21 protein-coding genes, 2 tRNA genes and 1 pseudogene are annotated in these 25,456 nt (G+C 61.1%); 18 read left to right on the forward strand and 6 right to left on the reverse strand.

Annotated elements, in window-relative coordinates:
- Positions 1-36 precede the first annotated feature (36 nt).
- From ACFJIU_RS07925 to ACFJIU_RS07985, 13 genes are all read left to right on the forward strand, one after another.
- Positions 37-657, forward strand: a complete 621-nt coding sequence (locus tag ACFJIU_RS07925; RefSeq protein ID WP_326892756.1) for an NADH-quinone oxidoreductase subunit J — start codon at positions 37-39, stop codon at positions 655-657.
- A gap of 1 nt (position 658) precedes the next feature.
- A complete protein-coding gene (gene nuoK / locus ACFJIU_RS07930; protein WP_054308100.1) occupies positions 659-967 on the forward strand; it encodes an NADH-quinone oxidoreductase subunit NuoK in 309 nt (102 codons plus the stop codon).
- Positions 968-978: 11 nt separating this feature from the next.
- Positions 979-2,970: an NADH-quinone oxidoreductase subunit L gene (nuoL, locus tag ACFJIU_RS07935; protein WP_379073001.1), complete on the forward strand. Its 1,992-nt coding sequence runs from the start codon at positions 979-981 to the stop codon at positions 2,968-2,970.
- Positions 2,970-4,475, forward strand: coding sequence for an NADH-quinone oxidoreductase subunit M (locus ACFJIU_RS07940; protein WP_379069641.1), 1,506 nt, complete (start codon positions 2,970-2,972; stop codon positions 4,473-4,475). The genes nuoL and ACFJIU_RS07940 overlap by 1 nt, the downstream gene beginning before the upstream one ends.
- Before the next feature lie 10 nt (positions 4,476-4,485).
- Positions 4,486-5,922 carry an NADH-quinone oxidoreductase subunit NuoN gene (nuoN, locus tag ACFJIU_RS07945; RefSeq protein ID WP_379069644.1) on the forward strand — a complete coding sequence of 479 codons (1,437 nt, stop codon included), beginning with the start codon at positions 4,486-4,488 and terminating at the stop codon, positions 5,920-5,922.
- The gene (locus ACFJIU_RS07950; RefSeq protein WP_379069647.1) at positions 5,922-6,746 is read left to right on the forward strand and encodes a biotin--[acetyl-CoA-carboxylase] ligase; all 825 of its coding nucleotides are present in this window, start codon (positions 5,922-5,924) and stop codon (positions 6,744-6,746) included. Before nuoN ends, ACFJIU_RS07950 begins: the two co-directional genes overlap by 1 nt.
- A 48-nt stretch (positions 6,747-6,794) precedes the next feature.
- Positions 6,795-8,465 (forward strand): ribonuclease J, encoded by a 1,671-nt coding sequence (locus ACFJIU_RS07955; RefSeq protein ID WP_379069650.1) that lies wholly within the window; start codon positions 6,795-6,797, stop codon positions 8,463-8,465.
- Between the two features lie 64 nt (positions 8,466-8,529).
- Positions 8,530-8,934: a methylmalonyl-CoA epimerase gene (gene mce, locus ACFJIU_RS07960; protein WP_379069653.1), complete on the forward strand. Its 405-nt coding sequence runs from the start codon at positions 8,530-8,532 to the stop codon at positions 8,932-8,934.
- On the forward strand, positions 8,931-9,224 hold the full coding sequence (locus ACFJIU_RS07965; RefSeq protein WP_379069656.1) for a DUF1467 family protein: 294 nt from the start codon (positions 8,931-8,933) through the stop codon (positions 9,222-9,224). Before mce ends, ACFJIU_RS07965 begins: the two co-directional genes overlap by 4 nt.
- Before the next feature lie 705 nt (positions 9,225-9,929).
- Entirely contained in the window at positions 9,930-11,258 is a 1,329-nt protein-coding gene (gene proS, locus ACFJIU_RS07970) for a proline--tRNA ligase (protein WP_379069659.1), read from the forward strand.
- Positions 11,255-12,541: a lipoprotein-releasing ABC transporter permease subunit gene (locus tag ACFJIU_RS07975; RefSeq protein WP_379069661.1), complete on the forward strand. Its 1,287-nt coding sequence runs from the start codon at positions 11,255-11,257 to the stop codon at positions 12,539-12,541. The genes proS and ACFJIU_RS07975 overlap by 4 nt, the downstream gene beginning before the upstream one ends.
- Positions 12,538-13,221: an ABC transporter ATP-binding protein gene (locus ACFJIU_RS07980; RefSeq protein ID WP_379069664.1), complete on the forward strand. Its 684-nt coding sequence runs from the start codon at positions 12,538-12,540 to the stop codon at positions 13,219-13,221. The genes ACFJIU_RS07975 and ACFJIU_RS07980 overlap by 4 nt, the downstream gene beginning before the upstream one ends.
- A gap of 82 nt (positions 13,222-13,303) precedes the next feature.
- Entirely contained in the window at positions 13,304-14,590 is a 1,287-nt protein-coding gene (locus ACFJIU_RS07985) for a lipoprotein-releasing ABC transporter permease subunit (protein WP_379069666.1), read from the forward strand.
- A 730-nt stretch (positions 14,591-15,320) separates the two neighbouring features.
- On the opposite strand, the gene lipB is transcribed toward ACFJIU_RS07985, so the two are convergent.
- Both lipB and ACFJIU_RS07995 read right to left on the reverse strand, forming a co-directional pair.
- On the reverse strand, positions 15,321-16,064 hold the full coding sequence (gene lipB, locus ACFJIU_RS07990; RefSeq protein WP_379073002.1) for a lipoyl(octanoyl) transferase LipB: 744 nt from the start codon (positions 16,062-16,064) through the stop codon (positions 15,321-15,323).
- Between the two features lie 253 nt (positions 16,065-16,317).
- Positions 16,318-16,402, reverse strand: a tRNA-Leu gene (locus ACFJIU_RS07995).
- 236 nt (positions 16,403-16,638) lie between these two features.
- Here ACFJIU_RS07995 and mgtE point away from each other — a divergent pair.
- The 3 genes from mgtE to ACFJIU_RS08010 all read left to right on the forward strand — a co-directional run bounded on the left by mgtE (position 16,639) and on the right by ACFJIU_RS08010 (position 19,895).
- The gene (gene mgtE, locus ACFJIU_RS08000) at positions 16,639-18,042 is read left to right on the forward strand and encodes a magnesium transporter (protein WP_379069669.1); all 1,404 of its coding nucleotides are present in this window, start codon (positions 16,639-16,641) and stop codon (positions 18,040-18,042) included.
- A 245-nt stretch (positions 18,043-18,287) separates the two neighbouring features.
- Positions 18,288-18,674, forward strand: coding sequence for a MerR family DNA-binding transcriptional regulator (locus ACFJIU_RS08005; RefSeq protein WP_054308087.1), 387 nt, complete (start codon positions 18,288-18,290; stop codon positions 18,672-18,674).
- A gap of 123 nt (positions 18,675-18,797) precedes the next feature.
- Positions 18,798-19,895: a helix-turn-helix transcriptional regulator gene (locus ACFJIU_RS08010; RefSeq protein WP_379069671.1), complete on the forward strand. Its 1,098-nt coding sequence runs from the start codon at positions 18,798-18,800 to the stop codon at positions 19,893-19,895.
- A gap of 503 nt (positions 19,896-20,398) precedes the next feature.
- On the opposite strand, the gene ACFJIU_RS08015 is transcribed toward ACFJIU_RS08010, so the two are convergent.
- Positions 20,399-20,473 (reverse strand) — tRNA-Glu (locus ACFJIU_RS08015).
- Between the two features lie 44 nt (positions 20,474-20,517).
- Positions 20,518-21,123 carry a hypothetical protein gene (locus tag ACFJIU_RS08020; RefSeq protein ID WP_379073289.1) on the reverse strand — a complete coding sequence of 202 codons (606 nt, stop codon included), beginning with the start codon at positions 21,121-21,123 and terminating at the stop codon, positions 20,518-20,520.
- Here ACFJIU_RS08020 and ACFJIU_RS08025 point away from each other — a divergent pair.
- Together ACFJIU_RS08025 and ACFJIU_RS08030 are read left to right on the forward strand one after the other, a co-directional pair.
- Positions 21,124-21,411, forward strand: a pseudogene (locus ACFJIU_RS08025) (GNAT family N-acetyltransferase); the annotation flags it as partial.
- Between the two features lie 155 nt (positions 21,412-21,566).
- A complete protein-coding gene (locus ACFJIU_RS08030) occupies positions 21,567-21,977 on the forward strand; it encodes a hypothetical protein (RefSeq protein WP_379069674.1) in 411 nt (136 codons plus the stop codon).
- A 44-nt stretch (positions 21,978-22,021) separates the two neighbouring features.
- Here the strand turns inward: ACFJIU_RS08030 and ACFJIU_RS08035 are convergent, their stop codons facing one another.
- Both ACFJIU_RS08035 and phaC read right to left on the reverse strand, forming a co-directional pair.
- The gene (locus ACFJIU_RS08035) at positions 22,022-23,260 is read right to left on the reverse strand and encodes a YcbK family protein (protein ID WP_379069676.1); all 1,239 of its coding nucleotides are present in this window, start codon (positions 23,258-23,260) and stop codon (positions 22,022-22,024) included.
- Positions 23,261-23,527: 267 nt separating this feature from the next.
- Positions 23,528-25,360: a class I poly(R)-hydroxyalkanoic acid synthase gene (gene phaC / locus ACFJIU_RS08040; RefSeq protein WP_379069679.1), complete on the reverse strand. Its 1,833-nt coding sequence runs from the start codon at positions 25,358-25,360 to the stop codon at positions 23,528-23,530.
- Positions 25,361-25,456 lie beyond the last annotated feature (96 nt).

A 25,456-nucleotide genomic window follows, 5' to 3' on the forward strand; every position in this document is an offset into this window, starting at 1 on the left:
GTCAGCCAGGCCCGACAGGAACCCGGGGGAACCCCAATGTTGAACGGACTAGAGGCGGCTTTCTTCTACCTCTTCGCCTTTATCGCTGTGGCGTCGGCCTTCATGGTCATCTCGTCGCGCAATCCCGTGCATTCGGTTTTGTACCTGATCCTGACCTTCTTCAATGCGGCCGGGCTGTTCCTGCTTACCGGCGCCGAATTCCTGGCGATGATCCTGCTCGTCGTCTATGTCGGCGCGGTCATGGTGCTGTTCCTGTTCGTCGTCATGATGCTGGATGTCGACTTCGCGGAACTGAAGAGCGGCGCCTTGCAATATGCGCCAATCGGCGCGCTGGTTGGATTGATCCTGGCAGCCGAGCTCATCGTCGTGCTCGGTGGCTACACTTTTGCACCGCAGCTCGCCACGACGGTTGCGCAGAAGACGCCAGACATTGCCACCCGCACCAATACGGCAGCGCTCGGCGACATCCTCTATACGGATTACCTCTATTACTTCCAGATATCGGGTCTGGTGCTTCTGGTCGCCATGATCGGCGCGATCGTGCTGACGCTGCGCCATAAGCCGGGCGTCAAGCGGCAGTCGATCGCCGAGCAGGTCGGCCGCACGCCGGCGACGGCCATCGAAATCAAGAAAGTCGAGACGGGGAAGGGCATCTGAGATGACCGTCGGCATCGCACATTACCTCACGCTTTCGGCGATCCTGTTCACGCTCGGCGTGTTCGGCATCTTTCTGAACCGCAAGAACGTCATCGTCATCCTGATGTCGGTGGAACTGATCCTGCTTGCGGTGAACATCAATTTCGTCGCCTTCTCGGCGGCGCTGGGCGATCTCGTCGGCCAGGTCTTCGCGCTGTTCGTGCTGACAGTGGCGGCGGCTGAGGCGGCGATTGGTCTTGCCATCCTGGTCGTCTTCTTCCGCAACCGCGGTTCGATCGCGGTCGAAGACGTGAACATGATGAAGGGTTGAGCGAAGCTATCATGTATCAGGCAATCGTCTTTCTTCCTCTCATCGGCTTTCTGATCGTCGGGTTGTTCGGCAATTCGCTGGGCGCCAAGGCATCGGAATACATCACCTCGGGTTTCCTGGTGATCGCGGCGGCACTCTCCTGGGTGGCCTTCTTCACGGTCGCGCTGGGCTCGGGCGAAGCTTTCACCGTGCCGGTTTTGCGCTGGATCCAGTCGGGCGCGGTCGACGCCTCGTGGGCGCTGCGCATCGACACGCTGACCGCCGTCATGCTGGTGGTGGTCAACACCGTCTCGGCCTTGGTGCACATCTACTCGATCGGCTACATGCACCACGATCCGAACCGGCCGCGTTTCTTTGCCTATCTGTCGCTGTTCACCTTCGCCATGCTGATGCTGGTGACGTCGGACAATCTCATCCAGATGTTCTTCGGCTGGGAAGGCGTCGGTCTGGCGTCCTATCTGCTGATCGGTTTCTGGTACAAGAAGCCGTCCGCCAACGCCGCTGCCATCAAGGCTTTCGTCGTCAATCGCGTCGGTGACTTCGGCTTCGCGCTGGGCATCTTCGGCGTCTATATGCTGTTCGGTTCGGTCAATCTGTCGACGATCTTCGCCAACGCCGCTTCGTTCGCACCCGCAGGCCATGATGCTGCTGCCGCCGCGACGGCACATGGCGAGACCGTGCTGACCTTCCTCGGCTATGCACTGGACAAGGGCGCGGCTCTGACCGTCGTCTGCCTGCTCCTGTTCATGGGCGCGATGGGCAAGTCGGCGCAGGTGCCGTTGCACACCTGGCTGCCGGACGCCATGGAAGGCCCGACGCCGGTTTCGGCGCTGATCCACGCAGCGACCATGGTCACCGCCGGCGTGTTCATGCTGGCGCGTCTGTCACCGCTGTTCGAGCTGTCGCACACGGCACTCACCGTGGTGACCTTCATCGGCGCCATCACTGCCTTCTTCGCGGCCACCGTCGGCCTGGTGCAGAACGACATCAAGCGCGTGATCGCCTATTCGACCTGCTCGCAGCTCGGCTACATGTTCGTGGCGCTCGGCGTTGGCGCGTATGGCGCAGCGATCTTCCACCTGTTCACGCACGCTTTCTTCAAGGCCTTGCTGTTCCTGGGCTCGGGCTCGGTCATCCACGCGATGTCGGACGAGCAGGACATGCGCAACATGGGCGGCATCCGCAAGCTGATCCCGACCACATATTGGATGATGGTGATCGGCACGCTGGCGCTGACCGGCGTCGGTATCCCGGCAACGGTCATCGGTACCGCCGGGTTCTTCTCGAAGGATGCCATCATTGAAAGCGCTTTCGTCGGCCACAACTCGGTTGCGATCTTCGCCTTCACGCTGCTTGTCATCGCAGCCTGCTTCACCTCGTTCTACTCCTGGCGTCTGATCTTCATGACCTTCCATGGCAAGCCGCGTGCAAGCCATGACGTCATGCATCATGTGCATGAATCGCCGCCGGTGATGCTGGTGCCGCTGTTCATCCTGGCAGTCGGCGCGATTGCCGCGGGCTTCCTCTTCCATGACTACTTCATCGGCGAGGCCTATGCCGAATTCTGGAAGGGCTCGCTGTTCACGCTGCCGGACAACCACATCCTGCATGACATGCATGGTGTGCCGATGTGGGTGAAGCTGTCGCCGTTCGTTGCCATGGTGGTCGGCTTCCTGGTCTCGTGGAAGTTCTACATCTCCTCGCCGCACATGCCTGTCGCACTGGCACAGCGCCATCGCGGCCTCTACGCCTTCCTGCTCAACAAGTGGTATTTCGACGAGCTCTACGACTTCCTGTTCGTGCGGCCGGCCAAGCGTCTCGGCTACTTCCTGTGGAAGAAGGGCGACGGCGCGGTCATCGACGGCCTCGGACCTGACGGCGTCTCGGCCCGCGTGGTCGATGTCACCAACCGCGTGGTCAAGTTGCAGACCGGCTATCTCTATCACTATGCCTTCGCCATGCTGATCGGCGTGGCGGCACTCGTCACCTGGATGATGCTCTGATGACCGACTGGCCAATTCTCTCCACGGTCACCTTCCTGCCGCTCGTCGGCGCGCTGCTGATCCTGTTCATTCGCGACGACAGCGAAGCAGGACGTCGCAACGTGCGTGCGATCGCACTGTGGACGACCATCATCACCTTCCTGGTGTCGCTGCCGATCTGGATCTATTTCGACAACTCCAGCGCCGGCTTCCAGTTCGTCGAGAAGACGAACTGGCTGGATAGCGGCATCTCCTACCACATGGGCGTCGATGGCATCTCGATGCTGTTCGTCATCCTGACGACCTTCCTGATGCCGCTCTGCATCCTGGCGTCGTGGAACTCGGTGGAGAAGCGCGTCAAAGAATACATGATCGCGTTCCTGATCCTGGAGACGCTGATGATCGGCGTGTTCTGCGCGCTCGACATCGTGCTGTTCTACGTCTTCTTCGAAGCCGGCCTGATCCCGATGTTCATCATCATCGGCGTCTGGGGCGGCAAGCGACGCGTCTACGCCTCGTTCAAGTTCTTCCTCTATACGCTGCTCGGTTCGGTGCTGATGCTGCTCGCCATCATGGCGATGTTCTGGCAGGCCGGCACCACCGACATCCCGACGCTGCTGACGCACAATTTCCCGGCCAATATGCAAACCTGGCTATGGCTGGCCTTCTTCGCATCCTTCGCGGTGAAGATGCCGATGTGGCCGGTGCACACCTGGTTGCCGGATGCGCACGTCGAGGCACCGACGGCCGGTTCGGTCATCCTGGCCGGCATCCTGCTGAAGATGGGCGGTTACGGTTTCCTTCGCTTCTCGCTGCCGATGTTCCCGCTGGCCTCCGAGTTCTTCGCGCCGATGGTGTTCGCGCTTTCGGTGGTGGCCATCATCTACACCTCGCTGGTGGCGCTGATGCAGGAAGACATCAAGAAGCTGATCGCCTATTCGTCGGTCGCCCATATGGGCTTCGTCACCATGGGCATCTTCACGATCAACCAGGAGGGCGTGCAGGGCGCGATCTTCCAGATGCTCAGCCACGGCCTTGTGTCGGGCGCACTGTTCCTGTGCGTCGGTGTCATCTACGACCGCCTGCATACCCGCGAGATCGCTGCCTATGGCGGCTTGGTCAACAACATGCCGAAATACGCCACGGTGTTCCTGATCTTCACCATGGCCAATGTCGGCCTGCCGGGCACCAGCGGCTTCGTCGGCGAATTCCTGACCATGCTCGGCGCCTTCAAGGTCAACACCTGGGTGGCGTTCTTCGCCGCCACCGGCGTCATCCTGTCGGCTGCCTATGCGCTGTGGCTCTATCGCCGCGTCATCTTCGGGGCGCTGACCAAGGAAAGCCTGAAGGGCATGCTGGACCTGTCGCTGCGCGAGAAGGTGGTGATCTACCCGCTTGTGGTCCTGGTCATCTTCTTCGGCGTCTATCCGGCGCCGGTGTTCGACGCCACGGCCGCCTCGGTCAAGTCACTCGTCACCAACGTCACCGCATCCATCGGCTCCGCGCAGACCGCGGCGGCGCACTGAGTAGAGCATCATGACCACGGATCTTATCTCCAGCCTTTCGCTCACCACGCCGGAGCTGATCATCGCCATCGGTGCGCTGGTCCTCCTGATGGTTGGCGCTTATTCGCGCGAAGCTTCGAGCGGAGCCATCACCGGGCTTGCGGTTGCGATCCTGATCGTTGCCGGCGGCTGGATGCTGTTCGTCTCGGGCGAAGGCAACGCCTTTGGCAGCGCCTTCGTACAGGACCCGTTCGCCCGCTTCATGAAGCTGCTCTCGCTGGTCGGCTCCGCGGTCACACTCATCATGTCGGTCCGCTTTGCCAAGGCAGAGCGTTTCGACAAGTTTGAGTATCCTGTGCTGATCCTGCTCTGCACGCTCGGCATGATGCTGATGATCTCGGCCAACGGCATGATCGCGCTGTATCTCGGGCTCGAACTGCAGTCGCTGGCGATCTACGTGCTGGCTGCCATCAACCGCGACAATGTCCGCTCAACGGAAGCCGGCCTGAAGTATTTCGTGCTCGGCGCGCTGTCGTCTGGCATGCTGCTCTACGGTATCAGCCTGGTCTACGGCTACACTGGCAATGTCTCCTTCGAGGCGATTGCCTCGGCGCTCGGACAGGGTGAACGTCAACTCGGCCTGGTCTTCGGCCTGGTCTTCGTGCTTGCCGGTCTTGCCTTCAAGATCTCCGCCGTGCCGTTCCACATGTGGACGCCCGACGTCTACGAAGGCGCCCCAACCCCGATCACGGCGTTCCTGGCCGCCGCGCCGAAGATGGCTGCGATGGCGCTCATCGTGCGCGTGACGATGGGAGCTTTCGAGCCGATCGCCAAGGACTGGCAGCAGATCATCGTCTTCATCTCGATCGCCTCGATGGCACTCGGTGCTTTCGCCGCTATCGGCCAGACCAACATCAAGCGCCTGATGGCGTATTCCTCCATCGGCCACATGGGTTATGCGCTGGTCGGTCTCGCAGCCAACTCACAGGCCGGCGTGCGCGGCGTCGTCATCTATATGCTGATCTATCTGGTGATGACGCTTGGCACCTTCGCCTTCATCCTGGCCATGCGTCGCAACAACGAGAATGTCGAAAAGATCAGCGATCTCGCCGGCCTCTCTTCCACCAATCCGGCGATGGCCACCATCCTCACCATCCTGATGTTCTCGCTGGCCGGTATTCCGCCGCTCGCGGGCTTCTGGGGGAAGTGGTACGTGTTCCTGGCAGCCATCAACGCAAATCTCTATGCACTGGCGATCATCGGCGTGCTGGCTTCGGTGGTGGGCGCGTTCTACTACCTGCGCATCATCAAGATCATGTGGTTCGATGAGCCGGTCGGCGGCTTCCAGCCGATGGCCGGCGAACTGCGGCTGGTGCTGGGCGTTTCCGGTGCCTTCGTGCTGTTCTACGTGCTGATCGGCGGTCCGATCAGCGCTTACGCAGAAGCCGCGGCGAAGACGTTCTTTTGATGGGCTTCACGCTGGCGCCGACTGCGGCTTCCCAGGGCTATCGCCTCGAAGCGCATGACAGCGTCGGTTCCACCAATGCGCTGGCGCTGGAGCACGCCCGTGCCGGCGATCCGGGCAAGCTCTGGGTCGTTTCCAGAAAACAGGAAAGCGGACGCGGGCGTCGAGGGCGTGCCTGGGCGACGCTTGAAGGCAATCTCGCCGCTACGCTGCTCGTGGTTGTGGAAGGCGAATTGCGCACGGCTGCAACGCTCGGCTTCGTCGCCGGGTTGTCGCTGGCGGATGCGCTCGATGCAGTCGTGCCCAAGGGACGCGTCGCTGTCGGACTGGACGGTGCGAGTGCCGGTCGTAACCGTTTCGAACTGAAATGGCCCAACGACGTGCTGGCTTCCGGCGCCAAGCTTTCCGGCATCCTGCTGGAATCGGCGTTGCTGGATGGCGGCCGGTTTGCGGTGGCGATCGGCATCGGCGTCAATGTTGCTACACATCCGGAGGGGCTGCCTTATCCAGCCACGTCGCTGAAAGCTCTGGGCGCGACCTGCGATGCCGAGACCCTGTTCCTGGCGCTGTCTGACGCCTGGGCAGAAAATGCACGGCTGTGGGCTGAGGGGCGGGGGCTTGATGCCGTCCGCCAGCGTTGGCTCGAGCGAGCGGCGGGGCTTGGCGGCGAGGTCGCGGTCAGAATCGATGGCGATGTCGTGCGCGGTATCTTCGAGACCATTGACGAGGACTGCCGTTTTGTGATCCGCGAAAGCGGAGGACGCATGATAACAGTTGCCGCCGGCGACGTGCATTTTGGCGCGGTGGCTTCGACTGCCGCGCAATAGCTTCCGCGGCGCGAGTTAAGCGCACGATGGAACGAAAGGAGAGACTCGATGGCGAAAGCGGATAACGCCGAACTCGTGTTCGTGCCGCTGGGCGGTGTCGGCGAAATCGGCATGAATTTCGCCCTCTATGGCTACGGTCCCGCCAACAACCGCGAATGGATCGTCATCGATGTCGGCGTCACATTTCCGGACCCGGCCCATCCGGGCGTTGACCTGATCCTGCCGGACACCCGCTTCATCGAAGACAAGCTCGCCAACCTGCGCGGCATCGTCATCACGCACGCGCATGAGGACCATTATGGCGCTTTGCACGACATCTGGCCGAAGCTGAAGGTGCCGGTCTGGATGACGCCATTTGGCGCCGGTCTCCTGGAAGCCAAACGTCAAGGCGAGGCCGACGCTCCGAAGATCCCTGTGACGGTCTACCGGGCAGGAGAGAAGTTCACCGTCGGGCCTTTCGAGATCGAGGCGATCCCGGTCGCGCATTCCATTCCCGAGCCGATGTCGCTGGCAATCACAACTCCGGCCGGCACTGTGATCCATACCGGCGACTGGAAAATCGATCCGGCGCCGTCGATCGGCCCGAAGACTGACGAAGCACGTTTCCGCGCTTATGGCGACAAGGGCGTTCTTGCGCTGGTGTGCGATTCCACCAATGCGCTCAGGGACGGGGATTCGCCTTCCGAGCAGGAAGTCGGCGCAAGCCTGAAAAAGCTGATCGAGGAGGCCAAGGGCCGTGTCGCCATTTCGACCTTCTCGTCCAACGTCGGGCGCGTGGTGGCGATCGCGCGTGCCGCTCGCGATGCGGGCCGACAGGTGCTGGTGCTCGGCCGTTCATTGAAGCGCGTCATCGATGTGTCGAGCGAACTGGGTTACATGGATGGGTTGCCGGAGTTCATCGGCGAGGAAGACTACGGCTTTATTCCGCGTGAGAACCTTGTCATCATCTGTACCGGCAGCCAGGGCGAGCCGCTGGCGGCTCTTGCCAAGCTCTCACGTGACGAGATGAAATCGGTCGCGCTGACCGCCGGCGATACGGTCATCTTCTCGTCGCGCACCATTCCCGGCAACGAGAAGGCGATCCTCGAGATCAAGAACCGCCTCATCGATCTCGGCATGAAGATCATCGAGGACGGCGATGCGCTGGTTCATGTGTCCGGCCATCCGCGCCGCAGCGAACTGAAGCGTATGTACGAGTGGGTGCGGCCTGAAATCGGCGTGCCGGTGCACGGTGAGGCCGCGCATCTGGTGGCGCAGGGATCACTGATGTCGATGTCGGGCATCCGCCAGGTCGCGCAGGTGCGCGACGGCGATATGCTGAGGCTCTATCCGGGGGCTGCCGAAGTCGTCGACCAGGTGCCGTATGGCCGCGTCTACAAGGACGGCAAGCTGGTCGGCACCGACGAGGCGATGGGTGTCCGTGAGCGGCGTAAGCTGTCCTTTGCCGGCCATGTCGCGGTCAATGTCGTGCTGGACGACAAGTATGAGCTCGCCGGCGATCCCGACCTTGTTGCCATCGGCGTGGCCGAGGCCGACGCTACCGGCGAGCTTCTGGAAGACATCATGCTCGACGCGGCCGTTGGTGCGGTTGACTCCATCCCCCGCCAGCGCAGGAAAGACCTCGATCTGGTCCAGGAATCTGTACGGCGTGCCGTGCGCGCCGCCGCCAACGAGACCTGGGGCAAGAAGCCGCTGGTGACGGTGTTTGTGACGAGGTGAAAAAGGGATAGGCAAACGGCAGTCGACGGCTGAATGTCGTTTGCTGAACTGGCTTGGAGTCTTGATGCTCGGACGATTGAATCATGTTGCGATTGCCGTGCCGGATCTGGCCGCGGCCAGTGCGGTCTATCGCGACACGCTGGGTGCCAGGGTAACGTTGCCGCAGGCGCTGCCGGAACATGGCGTGACCGTCGTTTTCATTGACCTCGGCAACACCAAGGTCGAGCTGCTCGAACCGCTCGGCGAGAACTCGCCGATTGCGGCCTTCCTCGAAAAGAACCCGTCCGGCGGCATGCACCACGTCTGCTACGAGGTGGACGACATCCTTGCGGCCCGCGACCGGCTCAAGGCCGGAGGTGCGCGCGTGCTGGGTGACGGCAATCCGAAGATCGGCGCCCATGGCAAGCCGGTGCTGTTCCTGCATCCGAAGGACTTCGCCGGCACGTTGGTGGAGCTCGAACAGGCATGACTGGAGGCAGCATCACCCCGTGGGACTGGATCTCCATGGTCGCAGTCTACTTCGTGGTATGGTGGATCACGCTGTTCGCCATCCTGCCGTTCAGCTTCCGTCGGCAGGACGAGGAAAACGAAGTGGTGCTGGGCACCACGGCCAGTGCGCCCAAGAAACCCCGGTTCCTTTACGTTATCATCTGGACAACGATCTGGGCCTTCATCGTCCTGGGTGCTTACTACGGAGTGACTGCCGGCCTCGGCTGGACCGTCGATGACATTCCGCAGATCCTGCCCAAGTTCGATTGAGCCGGACAGCTTCCGGTAACTTTGCTGCGGCGCAGCATGAAATCTTCGCCGATGATTTTTTAACCAGCATCGCGGTGGCGTGGATGAGAGGCTTCGCATAGCCATTTTTGACACTGCCATGACACTTGCGTGACATTGCGGTCGCCATGGGATTGGCGGCAAGGGAGACCAACACTCAGTCAAGCATGGCCAAAAAAGCTGAGTAAATTCGGAAAGAAAATCCGGGCTGAACAGCAGACAAATACCGGCTGTCTGTCCTGAGCCGGCTTCACGGATTGCGTCAGCGAATGAGGTCAATTTGCTGATTGCACAAAAAAAATGCAAGGCACGAAGCCTTGCAATTTAAACGCGTCCGATCTGCTTTCCGTTTCCGGCGGCTGCGAGTTACCGCGCCTAGATCGCATCCTCCCAAGACTTTGACCGCGCAGGAGAACAGGTCTTTAACCCGTCCTCTCGGTTATGTTGTCACAGTAGAACAGCGCGCATGAAAATGTCACGTTAAATTTTACGTCTAAACGTACTTTCCTGTGCTGCATTGCACAATAAAACGGCTTGGCTTGCTTAAGGAAAGAACAGCTTTTACCGGCGCGCACTTGCCACGGACACGCGGGTTTTCATTCCGCCATGAAATGGCTATGAAGCCCTTGCATTGAAGCCTGCTAAGCGCCGATTCCGGCGCGGCCTTCCTCATTTACGGACCAGCCCATGCGTTTGTCGCGCTACTTCCTGCCCATCCTGAAAGAGAACCCCCGCGAGGCCGAGATCGTCTCGCACCGCCTGATGCTGCGCGCCGGCATGATCCGCCAGCAAGGGCAAGGCTCCTTCACGATGCTGCCACTGGGCAAACGTGTGCTCGACAAGGTCTGCGCCATCATCCGGGAAGAACAGAACCGCGCCGGCGCGCTGGAGATCCTGATGCCGACCATCCAGTCGGCAGAGCTGTGGCGCGAAAGCGGCCGCTATGATGCGTACGGCAAGGAGATGCTGCGCATCAAGGACCGTCAGGATCGTGAACTGCTCTACGGTCCGACCAATGAGGAGATGGTCACGGAGGTCTTCCGTTCCTACGTCAAGTCCTACAAGGACCTGCCGCTCAACCTCTACCATATCCAATGGAAGTTCCGGGACGAGGTGCGCCCGCGTTTCGGCGTCATGCGCGGCCGCGAGTTCCTGATGAAGGACGCCTACACGTTCGACCTCAACTATGAGGGCGCCAAGGCTGCCTATTACCGCATGTTCGTGTCGTATCTGCGCACTTTCACCCGCATGGGCCTGAAGGCGATCCCGATGCGTGCCGATACCGGCCCGATCGGCGGTGACCTTTCGCACGAATTCATCATTCTGGCGGAAACCGGCGAAAGCCAGGTGTTCTGTCACAAGGACTTCCTGTCGCTGCCTGTGCCCAGCGAAAACGTCAACTATGAGAACGATGCCGAAATCGCCGGCATCGTTCAGGAGTGGACGACGCCTTACGCGGCGACCGATGAGATGCATGACGAAGCCGCCTGGGACAAGATCGCCGGCGGCGAGCGTCTCTCCGCACGTGGCATTGAAGTCGGCCACATCTTCCACTTCGGCGATAAGTACTCGAAGCCGATGGGTGCCAAGGTGCAGGGGCCGGACGGCAAGGAACATAACGTTTCCATGGGTTCCTACGGCATTGGCCCGACGCGCCTGATCGCTGCGATCATCGAGGCGAGCCACGATGACGCCGGTATCATCTGGCCGGAGAGCGTAGCGCCGTTCGACATCGCGCTGATCAACATGAAGGCCGGCGATGCCGATTGCGACCGCACCTGCGACGAGCTCTATGCGACGCTCACCGCAGCCGGCAAGGAAGTGCTCTACGACGATACGGATCAGCGTCCCGGGGGCAAGTTCGCCACCGCGGACCTGATCGGTCTGCCCTGGCAGGTCATCGTCGGCCCCCGCGGCGTTGCCGCCGGTGAGGTCGAGATCAAGAACCGCAAGAGCGGCGAGCGTGAAACGGTGCCGCTGGCGACCGCTCTACAGCGCCTGGGTGCTGCTGCATGAGCCAGACGGCGGCAGCCAAGCCGGCAGGCGCCGGACCTTTTTCGGGTTTCGAGCGCATGGTGGCATGGCGCTATCTGCGTTCGCGCCGCAAGGAAACGGTGATCTCGGTGATCGCCTCGATCTCCTTCCTCGGCATCATGCTCGGTGTCGCGACACTGATCGTCGTGATGGCGGTGATGAATGGTTTTCGAGCCGAGCTGCTGTCGCGCATCCTCGGCATCAACGGCCATCTCATCGTGACGCCGGTCGATCTGCCACTGGAGGATTATGCCGAGCTTGCCAAGCGCATCAACGGCGTTCCCGGTGTCAAATATGCCATTCCGCTCGTCGAAGGCCAGGTCCTGGCGCAGGGCAATGTCGGCTCGGGTGGAGGTGCGCTGGTGCGCGGCATCCGCGGCGAGGACCTGGGCAAGATCACGCTGGTTGCGAACAACATCAAGCAGGGTTCGATCGTCGGTTTCGACACGGCCGGCGGCGTCGCCATCGGCCGCCGCATGGCCGAGAATCTCGGCCTTGTGCTGGGCGACACCATCACGCTGATCTCGCCGGATGGCGACGTCAGTCCGCTTGGCACCACGCCGCGGCTGAAGGGCTATCCGGTGACAGCGATCTTCGAGGTCGGCATGTCGGAGTACGACACCTCGATCGTCTACATGCCGTTCTCGGAAGCGCAGATGTACTTCAATTCGGAAGGCAAGGCGCAGAGCCTCGAGGTTTATCTCGACAATCCCGATGATGTCGAAGCGATCAAACCCAAGGTGGAAGAGGCGGCGCAGCGGCAGATCTATCTGACCGACTGGCGGCAGCGCAACCAGACCTTCTTCTCGGCGCTGCAGGTCGAGCGCAATGTCATGTTCATGATCCTCACGCTGATCGTGCTGGTGGCGGCGCTGAACATCATTTCCGGCCTCGTCATGCTGGTGAAGGACAAGGGGCACGACATCGCCATCCTGCGCACCATGGGCGCGACGCGTGGCGCTGTCCTGCGCATCTTCCTGATGACCGGAGCCGCGATCGGCGTGGTCGGTACCGTCGCCGGCGTCCTGCTCGGCGTTCTCATCTGCCTCAATGTCGAGCGCATCCGCGAGTTCTTCTCATGGCTGTCAGGTACGGTCCTGTTCAACCCCGAGCTTTATTTCCTCAGCCAGCTGCCGGCCAAGATGGACGGGGGCGAGACGCTCTCTGTCATCGTCATGGCACTCGTGCTCTCCTTCATCGCAACGCTGTTCCCGGCCTGGCGGGCGGCGCGGCTCGATCCTGTTGAAGCGCTGAGGTACGAGTGATGGCCGAGCCGGTGCTGGAACTGAAAAGCGTCGAGCGGCATTATGTGCAAGGCCCCCGCAAGCTGACCATTCTGAATGGCGCCGACTTCACGTTGCGGCGCGGCGAGATGGTGGCGATGGTTGCGCCGTCGGGTACCGGAAAATCGACACTCCTGCACACCGCAGGCCTGCTCGAGCGGCCTGATGGTGGCGATGTCATCCTGTCCGGCAGAGCCTGTGGACGGCTATCGGATGACGAACGTACGGCAATCCGCCGCAATGACATCGGCTTCGTCTATCAGTTCCATCATCTGCTGCCGGAATTCTCGGCGCTCGAAAACATCATGATGCCGCAACTGATACGCGGCCTGTCGAAGCCGGAAGCCGCCAAGCGTGCGGCGCAATTGCTGGACTACATGCAGATCGGCAAACGCGCGCAGCATCGGCCGGCGGAGCTGTCGGGCGGCGAGCAGCAGCGCGTCGCAATCGCGCGCGCCGTGGCCAATGCCCCGTTGGTGCTTCTGGCGGACGAGCCGACCGGCAATCTGGATCCTGCGACGGCGTCTTATGTCTTCGACGCGCTGGAGGCACTGGTCAGGCAGTCTGGGTTGGCCGCCATGATCGCCACCCATAATCACGAACTCGCCGCCCGCATGGATCGTCGTGTGACGCTGGCCGAGGGCAAGGTCGTACCGCTGTAAGGAAGGGACACTTGGTTTCCATGGGCTCCTACGGCATCGACCCGACCCGCCTGATCGCTCTGCAACACCTGGATGTCGCTGCATGAGCCAGACGGCGGCAGCCAAGCCGGCAGGCGCCGGACCTTTTTCGGGTTTCGAGCGCATGGTGGCATGGCGCTATCTGCGTTCGCGCCGCAAGGAAACGGTGATCTCGGTCATCGCTTCGATCTCTTTCGTCGGCATCATGCTGGGTGTCGCGACGCTGATCGTCGTGATGGCGGTGATGAATGGTTTTCGAGCCGAATTGCTGTCACGCATCCTCGGCACCAACGGTCATCTTATCGTTTCGCCGGTCGATCTGCCGCTGGAGGACTATGCCGAGCTTGCCAAGCGCATCAACGGCGTTCCCGGTGTCAAATATGCCATTCCGCTGGTCGAGGGCCAGGTGCTGGCGAAGGGCAATGTCGGTTCAGGCGGCGGTGCGCTGGTGCGCGGCATCCGCGGCGAGGACCTCGGCAAGGTCACGCTGGTGGCCGACAACATCAAGCAGGGCTCGATCGCCGGTTTCGACACCGCCGGCGGCGTCGCCATCGGCCGCCGTATGGCCGAGAATCTCGGCCTTGTGCTGGGCGACACCATCACGCTGATCTCGCCGGATGGCGACGTCAGCCCGCTTGGCACCACGCCACGGGTGAAAGGCTATCCGGTGACAGCGATCTTCGAGGTCGGCATGTCGCAATACGATGCCTCGATCATCTACATGCCGTTCTCGGAAGCGCAGATGTACTTCAATTCGGAAGGCAAGGCGCAGAGCCTCGAGGTTTATCTCGACAATCCCGATGATGTCGAAGCGATCAAACCCAAGGTGGAAGAGGCGGCGCAGCGGCAGATCTATCTGACCGACTGGCGGCAGCGCAATGAGACCTTCTTCTCGGCGCTGCAAGTCCAGCGCAATGTCATGTTCATGATCGTCACGATGATCGTGCTGGTGGCGGCGCTGAACATCATATCCGGCCTGATCATGCTGGTGCAGGACAAGGGGCAGGATATCGCCATCCTGCGCACCATGGGCGCGACGCGTGGCGCAGTCCTGCGCATCTTCCTGATGACCGGAGCCGCGATCGGCGTGGCCGGTACCGTCGCCGGCGTCCTGCTCGGCGTGCTCATCTGCTTCAATGTCGAGCGCATCCGTCAGTTCTTCTCATGGCTGTCAGGCACGGTCCTGTTCAACCCCGAGCTTTATTTCCTCAACCAGTTGCCGGCCAAAATGGAAGCCGGCGAGACGCTCTCTGTCGTGGTCATGGCACTTGTGCTTTCGTTCCTGGCGACGCTGCTTCCGGCCTGGCGGGCGGCGCGGCTCGATCCCGTCGAAGCACTCAGGTACGAGTGATGATCGAGCCAGCGCTTAAGCGCCATGCGTCGCCATGTGAGGGCACGTAAGCTGACCATCAGCGCCAGCCATAGCCATGAACTTGCCGCCGGCATGGACCACTGTGTGATATTGCCTGAAGGTCAGCTGGTACCGCGGTAACCGGCTGACACCGGCTTGGCGTCTCGCCGTCTGAGACCTTTTTCATGGGGTCGGGCACGGGGCGCCTGTGAATTGCCGGCATAACCGGCATCCCTTCGATCTCGTCAACCTTTCTTTAACCTTGGCTCCACGCGCCACCCGGATTCGTCCGGTGGTGCTGCTTTGTTCCGTTGACTTTAGAACAAAATTAGAACAAATTACGTACATATTAACAACAGGAGCCAGCCATGACCGATTTGATCCAGGACGTTGCCTCTCTTGTCTGCATGAGCGCTTTCCTGGTCTCGATGGCAATGTGGATCGGCGCGATGTGAGGAAATCGTCGCGGCCGGCGGGCCGCGGCCCTATCACCGACGCTTCAGTCGACCACAAAAGACAGACTGCAAGTTTGGCCCGCTACGGACCTTTGGGCAAATCCCATCAGAACCAGCATTCATGAAGTCTAGGCGCGGTGTATCGCTCGTACGCTTGCGGGGATCGCAACGCGCTTGTTCCTACCTCGCTGCTTCCAGGGCGACGATGGGAACCTTCTCAGGTCGTAGAGGCGGAGTTTGCAGGACTTTGCCTTGATCTCCAACTCTACAGGGCTTCAGCCTGCCTTGCGCTGCAACTCGACTTCGGGTGCCTCAGCAGGCCCGAATACGGTCTCGAAGCCTGCCTTCAGGGCGACGTCGAGATCAGCCATTGTCACCGGCAGGCCAAGATCAACCAGCGAGGTGACGCCATGATCGGTGACACCGCAAGGAACGATGCCACCGAAATGCGAGAGGTCCGGTTCGACATTGATGGCGATGCCGTGGAAAGACACCCATTTGCGCAGGCGGATGCCGATCGCCGCGATCTTGTCTTCAGCCGGGGCGCCGTCGAATGATTTTGGTCGGTCGGGTCGCACCACCCAGACGCCGACGCGGTCTTCCCGCCGCTCTCCCTTGACGTTGAAGGCGGCAAGGGTTGCGATGATCCACTGCTCAAGGGCTGCAACAAAGGCGCGTACGTCTTCGCGCCGGCGCTTGAGATCCAGCATCACATAGGCGACCCGCTGGCCAGGACCATGATAGGTGTATTCGCCACCACGTCCGGCTTTGAACACCGGGAAGCGCTCCGGGTCGATCAGGTCGCCTGACTGCGCACTGGTGCCGGCGGTGTAGAGCGGGGGATGTTCGACCAGCCAGATCATCTCGCCCGCAGTGCCCACGCGAATCGCCTCGGCGCGCGCCTCCATGACGTCGAGCGCGCGTGTGTAGTCGACAAGACCGGGCTCGATGCGCCACTCCACCGGCGCGGAGCCGGCAAAAGGCAGGAACGTCGTGGCTATCTGGCTGCGTTCGGTCATGGTGCTCACGGAAAGGCTGGACATCATATGGCGTCAATCCGCGCCGACGTCCAGTTCCGGCGATTGTCCCAGCCGTCCGGGAAATCTCGCAAGTTTGGGAAAGGGGCTGGCATTCGCCGTCCGGTCGAGCTGCGGATATCACAAGGTTCGCGCCGACGATGCCTGCCTGAAACGTCGTCCCCGACTGTATGTAAAGGCGCGACCTGAGATTTTCAGATGAAAATCAATCAATGAGAATCGCCTGTCAGGCGAATGGTGCGGTCGAGAAGACTCGAACTTCCACGGGTTGCCCCACAGCGACCTCAACGCTGCGCGTCTACCAATTCCGCCACGACCGCACGTGGTAGGAGCCGGAGTGGACCGGCCCGCGGCGTGTAGCAAATCGTTTCCGGTGAAACAAGGCCATCTCAAGCAATAATCGCACTTCCGGCAAAGAGTTTTTGCCAACCGGAGCTGGCTGCTCGCGGAAGCCTGGATTGGCACACTTTTCCGGCGTTCAAACGGCTTCAATCCGGCGGCGTCTTGTTCTACACCGGCACTGACCCTTTCCCTTCAAACCGGTCGCGGGGAAATCATGCAAGGTGAAGAGCGCAACGAGGCCGAGCCGGTTCACGCCGAAATATACGGCGAGGACGGCGTCATCCGTGCGCCCTTCGTCGCCCATATCGGTGCAGCCATCGCCGACCGCGACATCCTCGCCCTCAAGCGGGAAGTGGGCGATCTGCACCAATCGGAAGTCGGCGATCTGCTGGAAGCGCTGCTGCCCGAACAACGCAGGGCTCTCGTTGACCTTCTCGGCTCCGATTTCGACTTCTCGGCGCTGACCGAGGTCGACGAGGCGATCCGCCTCGACATCGTCGACAACCTGCCCAACGCGCAGATCGCGCAGGCTGTGCAGGAGCTCGATTCAGACGACGCCGTCTACATCCTGGAGGACCTCGACCAGGAGGACCAGGACGAGATCCTGTCGCAGCTGCCGTTCACCGAGCGCATTCGGCTGCGGCGTGCTCTCGACTATCCGGAAGAAAGCGCCGGCCGGCGCATGCAGACCGAGTTCGTCGCCGTACCGCCGTTCTGGACTGTCGGACAGACCATCGACTACATGCGCGAGGACAAGGATCTGCCTGACCGCTTTTCCGAGATCTTCGTCATCGACGCGACATTCAAGCTGCTCGGCGCTGTCGGGCTCGACCAGGTGCTGCGCGCCAAGCGCGCGGTCAAGGTCGAGGAGATAATGCACGAGACCCGCCACGCCATTCCGGCGACGATGGACCAGGAAGAGGCGGCACGCGAGTTCGAACAATACGACCTTCTGTCTGCTGCGGTCGTTGACGAGAATGAACGGCTGGTCGGCGTGCTGACCATCGACGATGTCGTCGATGTCATCCAGCAGGAGGCCGAGGAAGATCTTCTGCGCATGGGCGGTGTCGGTGACGAAGAACTGTCCGACACGGTGGCGGCGACCTCGCGTTCGCGCGTGCCGTGGCTGCTGGTCAATCTCTGCACCGCTTTCCTTTCGGCATCGGTCATCAGCATGTTTGGTGCCACCATCGAGGAGATGGTGGCGCTGGCCGCGCTGATGCCCATCGTTGCTTCGCTTGGTGGCAATGCCGGTACACAGACCATGACTGTGACGGTGCGGGCGCTCGCGACCCGCGATCTCGACATCTACAATGCTGGTCGCGTCATTCGCCGCGAAGTGCTGGTCGGGCTGCTCAACGGGGCCATCATCGCGACCTTGCTTGGGCTGGTCGCAGGCACCTGGTTCCAGAATGTGGATCTCGGCCTCGTCATTGCGGCGGCGATGATCGTCAATATGCTGGCCGCATCCCTCGGCGGCATCCTGATCCCGCTTTTTCTCGACAAGTTCGGAGCAGACCCCGCGATCTCGTCATCGATTTTCACCACGATGATCACCGACGTGATCGGTTTCCTGGCTTTCCTGAGTTTCGCCAGCTGGTGGCTGCATCTGGGGTGAGTGCCATTCCGGGGCGCTAGCGAACTGGCCTGGCTCGCACTTCGCTCGCAGCAATCTGCTGTGAGCGAGGGCAAAGAGCATTCAAGCCGCTGAGTTACAGAAACAATTGAGGATTTTTGCCTGCAATTGACTTTTACGTAAATGCCGTGCGAAGCTTCAATGGAACCCGCATGCTGTTCGATTCTCGCATCATTCGTCTGCGAGGAGTGGCACGACGGACAACGGCGCAAGCGCCCGGAGTGACTATGCGGGAATACTACACGATCACCGAACTGACGCGCGAATTCGATATTTCGACGCGCACGCTGCGATTTTACGAAGACGAAGGGCTGGTTGCTCCGGTGCGGCGCGGGCGTACGCGTCTGTTTCGCCCCTCCGACCGCCATCTCATCCGTCAGATCCTGCGCGGCAAGCGGCTAGGGTTCGCCATCGCCGAGATTCGCGAAATCATCCAGATGTACAAGGAGCCGCCCGGCGAAGTCGGGCAGCTCAAGCTGATGATCAAGCGCATCGAGGAAAAGCGGGATTCGCTGCGCCAGAAGCGTCGAGACCTTGAAGAGACACTGGCTGAACTCGACCAGGCCGAGGAGTCCTGCGTGGAGCGGCTTGTGGAGCTGGGCGTCAGCACCTGAGCCCCGCCGGGTCTCATCCTTTGGTACTCCCCGGAACAGACGCCAAGCTTTTCCGTTGTACTCCCATCAGCGTCTCTGCAATGATCTAAGGGTTATGCGAGCTGGGGGGCTCGGGATTTGGATATGGACCTCAAGGGGCTCGACCTTGCCCTCGACAAGGTTGTGGAAGCAACGCTCATTCCGTCGCTTTGGCAGGAGGTGGTCGATGGTATCGCCCAGGCGACAGGCTCGCATGGTGTCAACATCATTCCGGTGGCAGAGCGAGCACCGGGGCTGATCGTATCGACCGAAAGCCTCGGGAGAGCTTTCGAGGACTATTTCAACAACGGCTGGTATGCGAACGAATGGCGGCTGCGTGGTGTGCCCTTCCTTCTGCGGCAAGGCACCGCCTGCGATCCAGAATACACGTCGCGTGATGATTTTGAAAATCATCCCTATTACCGCTTCCACGCCAAGCACGGTATTGGGCGCTCGTGCATGGTGGCCTTTTCGCGACCTGAGGACATGCTGGTCATGACGCTGCATCGCAAACTCACCGACGACTTCTTCAGCGATGAGGAGGTCGCGGTGCTGCGTGCGATGCGTGATCGTCTTACCATGGCATCGACGCTGATGCGCAGCGCCATGCAGCATCGAATCACCGGCATGATGGACGCTTTCGAGATGGCGGATGTGGCGGCCATCTTTTTCGACCGCTTCGGTAAGGTGACGAGTGCAAACGACACCGCCAGCCGGTTGCTGGGGGGCGAGCTGCAGGTCAGCAAAGGAGAACTGCGCTCGCGTCGTTCCGAAGAGACGAAGCTTATCCGAGAACGGATGCGCTCCGTACTCACCGAATCGTGGTTGCGTCCCGACGGTTCTGACGGCCCGATCCTGATAGCGAGGGAGGGAAAGCGGCCGCTGGCAATGCGCATCCAGCGGTTGGGCGGCAGCCTGCCAGACTTTTTCTCACCATCCGTCGGGGTTTGCCTCCTGGAGGACCCGGAGCGGCGCAACACGGCCGAGCCGCGACTTTTACGCCAGACCTTCGGGCTGACACGCACCGAGGCCGAAGTCGCCGCACTGCTCGGCCAAGGCTTGCGGTTGCGGCAGATTGCCGAACAAAAGTCGATCTCCTACGAAACGGCACGTGCGCATCTGCGTGCGATCTTCGCCAAGACCGGCGCCAGCCGACAGGCGGATCTCATCGTGCTGGCAGGCAATCTCGGAAGCCTCGGCTAGCTTCGCCGGGTGCTGTCGACACAGTCCTGTCATCGGCCAGCAGCTTGAATATCGCCACCTGTCCGCGGCTCTTCTGACGCCCTAATTCAGAGCGGGAAGCACCCACTCCAGCGCCGCGGTCACCGCAGCTCCCGCCGAAAACACGATCAAAGCAAATTTGTAGAACGGTGAAGGTGACGGGTCATACCCCCGAATTTCGTGTCCTGGATTACTCACAGTGATACTCCCCAACATCACTCAGCGTTCCAAGGCTAACACCGATGCGTTACCAGAAGGTACCAATGGCAATCCCTCCGAAACCCAAATCGAGCGGGATGGCTCGGCTTCGGATATTGCGCGCCCATCGGTGTCTCCGGGAGATCCGGGGCGGCTTCGAATGCGCAATGAAGCCTTCGAGTTGCTCTCTTGCGGCGATCGCATCAGGTTGATGGAAGCGCGCATTCGCTTGCTCGACGGATGCTTGCCGTGTTCCGGCGATATATCGCTAAGTACTTTGGAGAAACTGGTACGCCCAAGGGGAATCGAACCCCTGTTACCGCCGTGAAAGGGCGGTGTCCTGACCGCTAGACGATGGGCGCAGCCAAGGCGGCTTATAGTGGCGTTGTGCGTGGCGGGCAACCCGTCAAAATCGGGTTTTTGCATTTTTTTCCAACCTTTTCGAAGCAGGCCCGAAACAGCAGGATTTGCAGGGTTTCCACGCCCCGATCTGCGTGGATGCCCCGAAATTGGTCTGGCGCAGCAAAGGTCGGAGCGCTGGCATGGTTGGCGCCGCATTGTTGCCGCCTTGTCCGACGCAGCGAGGGAACGTGACTTTCCGCGCGAACGCGAATCCGCCAGGGCGTGTGCGGCAAAGGTCGATGCGGCAGTCGGTTGGATATGGAGTATGCCATTGTTTTCGCAAGATATTGTTGATTTTTGGAGGTTTCCTTTCGCAGGTTGCGACGTGCTCCATGACGACGACGCCTTTCTGCTCGCGATCAATCCTGCTCTCGACGAGGATGAGAGAGTGACTGTGCTGGAAACGACGGCAGGCAAGATCCTGGCGGCGGTGACGCCGTCGTTGGCCGACAAGGCTGGCCTTGATCGAGGGCAGCGGTTCTCGGTGCCGGTTTTCCACCAGAAGCTGGACAAGGCGGGAATCAGTCTGCACGGCGCCGACTATCTTTTCTATTTCAGAGAATCGGGACGGATCGAGCTTGCACTGGAAAGCGAGGATGTTGCTCGGCACTTGTCGCAACGAGACGAGGCCGTCTTCTCAGACTTCCGGGCGGCAGCCTCCGAACAGGACCTCGATGACGCCTTTGTCGAACTCGATCACTGGGCGGTGTTCGGTTCCTTCCAGCAGGATCGACTGGTCAGCGCCGCCAGCGCCTATCCCTGGCGCGCCGATGGCCGGAATGATGCGCGGCTGGCAGATATCGGCGTGTTGACCCTCGCCGAATTTCGCGGGCGGGGACATGCGCGCAAGGCGGTGCGCACTCTTGCCAGGTACATCTATGAACAGGGCTACCATCCGCAATATCGCTGCCAGACCGACAATGTGGCCTCCGTCGCGCTGGCCAGGGCCGCAGGTCTGGCGCTGTTTGGCAGATGGCGTCTGATTTCGCCGGATTGCCTGCGTCTGAACGTTTCGTTGCGAGCGTGCTATCCTTTCCAGAGGGAGAGGATGATATGGCGTTCGCGATCAAGACCGAGATTGCCGACCCGCAAGCAGAGCATTTTGCGTTCAGTGCGCAGAAGACGATGTATGGCGGCAAGGCCATTGCTGCCGGCGATACCATTTTTCTGTTCGCCAGCGAGAACGAGGGCGGAAATGGCTTGGTTGCGCGCGGTATCGTGCTGTCGGCCGAAGCGCTTGCGAGGCAGTCGGACATCGAGCGACAGACGCCGCGCGTCAGCATCACCGTCAGGCGTACCGCGCTTGCCAGGCGGTCGCTCGGCCGCAGCGAACTCAGGCATCTGACAGACTGGCAGGATGGCCGGCCAGGAACCGAGCTCAATTTCAAGTTCTACCGCCAGGCGACGAACAAGATCGTCGGCCTCTCTGAGAGTGCGGCAGCGTTTCTGAAAAAGTTCTTCTAGGGCAGTTCCGGCCGGAATGCGCAGCGGAAACGCGCCAGGTCGACCTAACCGCGACGGCGGCAGCGCCAGTTCCAGTCGCGCTCGGGGCCAACGTCGACATGCACGGATTCTGTGTGGCAGTACGTGCCGACACCGCCGCGCCCCGGCAGCGAGCGCACATAAGTCGCCAGATCCCACTTGCTGACACCGGCGATCTGGATATCGGCTGCCGCGCAGTACATATGCAGCGAGTTCTTGGCGCCGCGCGCACGCACATTGCGGGCCTGGTCACGATAGCCGGAAGTCACGATCAGCTTCTTGCGATAATGTCCTTCAATCTGCTTCAGCACGCGTACCAGCGATGGCTTGAGGCAGGCGACATCCACGCTTTCGGTCTGTTTGAGCAGGCCGTTGGGAGCAAGGCGTGCCATCCCGGCTGCGGAAGCCACCTGATAGGGGCCGTCATCGTCCTCGTTCAGGTCGACGTCGCTGTCATCGTAGGTACCCGAGCGGCGCGTGATCTCGAAGAGTGCGGTCTTGCGCACGCCAGGCAGATTGTTGAAGGCGGATGAACCGTCCACGGAGGCGAGCATCGCCTGCTTCTGGCCGGCTTCGGCTGAAGCCAGCGTGATGATCGGCTTGGCTGGCTTGTCTTCAGGAATGATCGCCTGCCTGGCTTCAGCCTGCTCGGTCGGCACGATCGGTTTCGGCTTCTCAGCAACCGGCGTCGCCTTGGCAGGCGATGAGCCGAACAGCGAGGCGAGGAAGCCTTTCTTTTCAGGTTTGGCCGGTGCTACGGGCATTTCGCCCGCGGTCACATAGACCGGGTGATTCATTTCAGGCGTTGCCGTGCCGGCTGCTTGTGTTGCCGTGGCTGCCGGATCAGCCGCGCGCTGGCTTGCCGCGATGCCTTGCTGCGGCAGGACGGTGGTGGTTCCGGCCGCAACCTGCTGAGCTGCAGCCGCCGTCTCCTGGGCGCTCTGCTCCGGTGCGACCAACTGCTGGGGAGTGGTGCCGGCGATCGCCTGCGCGTCGGCAGGAGCCGTCAGCGGGAATGCCGGCGTGCCGGGCTTTGCCGTGGGCAGATAGGCGATCTGCTCGGGCAAGGCGGTATCGCCTTCGGCAGTCATCAGTGTCTGAGGTGTCGTCGTGCCTGCGAGGGCCGGATCGGTGGTGTTTTGCGCGGTGGGCGCGGCTGGATTCGTTCCGGCCTGGGAAGCCGCATAATTCGGATCGGCAACGCCGAGGTCAGGGGCACCGGTCGAGGTGCAGGAAGCCAGCAGCAACGCGCACAACGCGGCCATGACGGCGCGGCGTTCTCCTTTCGCGAAGCGCGAGCTGTTTGCCCTCAAATCCAAATTCCCCCTCGCTAGCCGATACGAACCGTCATCTCAGGCGCTGAAGCGCCGCCGAATGATCGAGTTTCCGCAATCGGAAACGAGACCTGTGACAAATCCGCAAGCTTCCTTCTGAAATCGTTCGAGCCTGCGTGATTTGCGTCAAAATGATGATTGACGTGACCATTTCGCCCGCTTTGGCGGACAGGTCAACTCACCGCATATTACAGATTGTTACACTCGCACCTTCACGTAGTCGCCTGGGGCATCGCCCAGCGTTTCCATGGTCTTGCCCGGAATTCGAGGGGGCACGCGCGTGCCATCCTTCGCTTCGATCCAGCGTTGCCAGTGCGGCCACCAGGAACCTGGGTTCTCCGTCGCAGCGGCAATCCAGTCCTCGAATCGTCCAACCGGCTTGCCGCCGGTCCAATGCTGGTATTTGCCGAGGGCAGGCGGATTGACGACACCGGCGATATGACCGGAGCCCGCCATCACATAGTCGACTTCGCCGCCGAAATACTGGCAGCCGAGAAAGACCGAACGTGCCGGTGCGATGTGGTCTTCCTTGGAGGCCAGATTGTAAACCGGAATTGTGATGTCGGAGAGCGAGACCGTGTGTCCGGCAAGCTCCATCTGGCCGCGTGAAAGATTGTTCTCGAGATAGCAATTGCGCAGATAGAAGGAATGGTTGGCGGCTGCCATGCGTGTGGAATCGGCGTTCCAGTAAAGCAGGTCGAAGGGAAGGGGCTCCTTGCCGCGCATATAATTGTTGACGACATAGGGCCAGATCAGGTCGCCCGAGCGAAGCATGTTGAAGGCGGTCGCCATCTTGGTGCCGTCGAGGAAGCCTTTGCCGCGCATGGCGATTTCGAGTGCCGCAATCTGTTCCTCATCGACGAAGACCTTGAGATCCCCGGCATAGGTGAAGTCGACCTGCGTGGTGAAGAAGGTGACGGATTTGACGCGATCGTCGCCTTCCTGTGCCAGGAGAGCGAGCGCCGCAGCCAGCAGCGTGCCGCCGACGCAATAGCCGATGGCGTTGACGCCGCGTTCGCCAGTCGCCTGCTCGACGACGTCGAGGCCGTATTGCAGCCCTTCACGGATGTATGCTTCCCAGTTCTTGGTGCCGTGGCGTTCATCCGGGTTGATCCAGGAGATGACGAAGACCGTGTGGCCCTGTTCCACCGCCCAGCGGATGAATGACTTCTCAGGATTGAGATCGAGGATGTAGAACTTGTTGATCCATGGCGGGCAGATCAGCAATGGTCGTTTCAGGACAGTTTCGGTTGCCGGGCTGTACTGGATGATCTCGGCAACGTCGGAGCGTCCGACGACCTTGCCTGGCGTAACCGCGATGTTGCGACCGATCTCGAATTTCGAATAGTCCGCCTGGCGCAGTTTCAAGTCGCCTTTGCCGGCGGCGATATCCTCGGCGAACATCTTCATGCCCCGCACCAGGTTTTCCCCATGCGACGAAACGGTTTCGCGGAACAATTCCGGGTTGGTGAGAATGAAGTTGGACGGCGAGATCGCGTTTGACACCTGCTTTACGTAGAAACCGGCCTTGTGACGCGTGTGCTCGTCCAGCCCTTCGGCATGTTCGACCAGGTCAGATGCCCAGCGCGAGGTGACCAGATAGGCCTGCTTGAGAAAATCGAAGAAGGCGTTCTTGCCCCATTCCGGGTCCTGGAAGCGCTTGTCGCCGCGTTCTGGCTTGATGCCGGTGGCGTCGTCCTCGACGCCGCCAACGCGGTGGATGGCGCTGGCCCAGACATTCATGTAGCCCGCGAACAGCCTGGTTTGCGCCTCCAATGCCCGCTTGGGGTCGGCCAGCCAATATTCGGTGAGCTTGGAGAAGGTCTTGACCATGTCGGCCATCGGCTCGGCAACGCTGTCGCGCACCTCGCCGCGTTCACGCGGTTCAGCCCAGGCCGAGGCAGCTTTGCCCGCCTGCTCAACCACGCGCGCGAGATTGAGCGCGAAACGCTCTGGATCCTTTACCAGATACTGCTCGACGGATGGCGGTTCATGGGTGTCCGTCTTGCCTGCATCGGGTCTGTCGGCCATGGTTTGCGCGGTTCCTCCCTAGGCATTTCTTGACATAGTATCATGCAAGGTCGAATAGGAGCCAAGATGCTTTTGCTCTCCCGTGACGGGAAAGTG

Source organism: Mesorhizobium sp. UC74_2 (assembly GCF_042701485.1).
Lineage (GTDB): Bacteria > Pseudomonadota > Alphaproteobacteria > Rhizobiales > Rhizobiaceae > Mesorhizobium.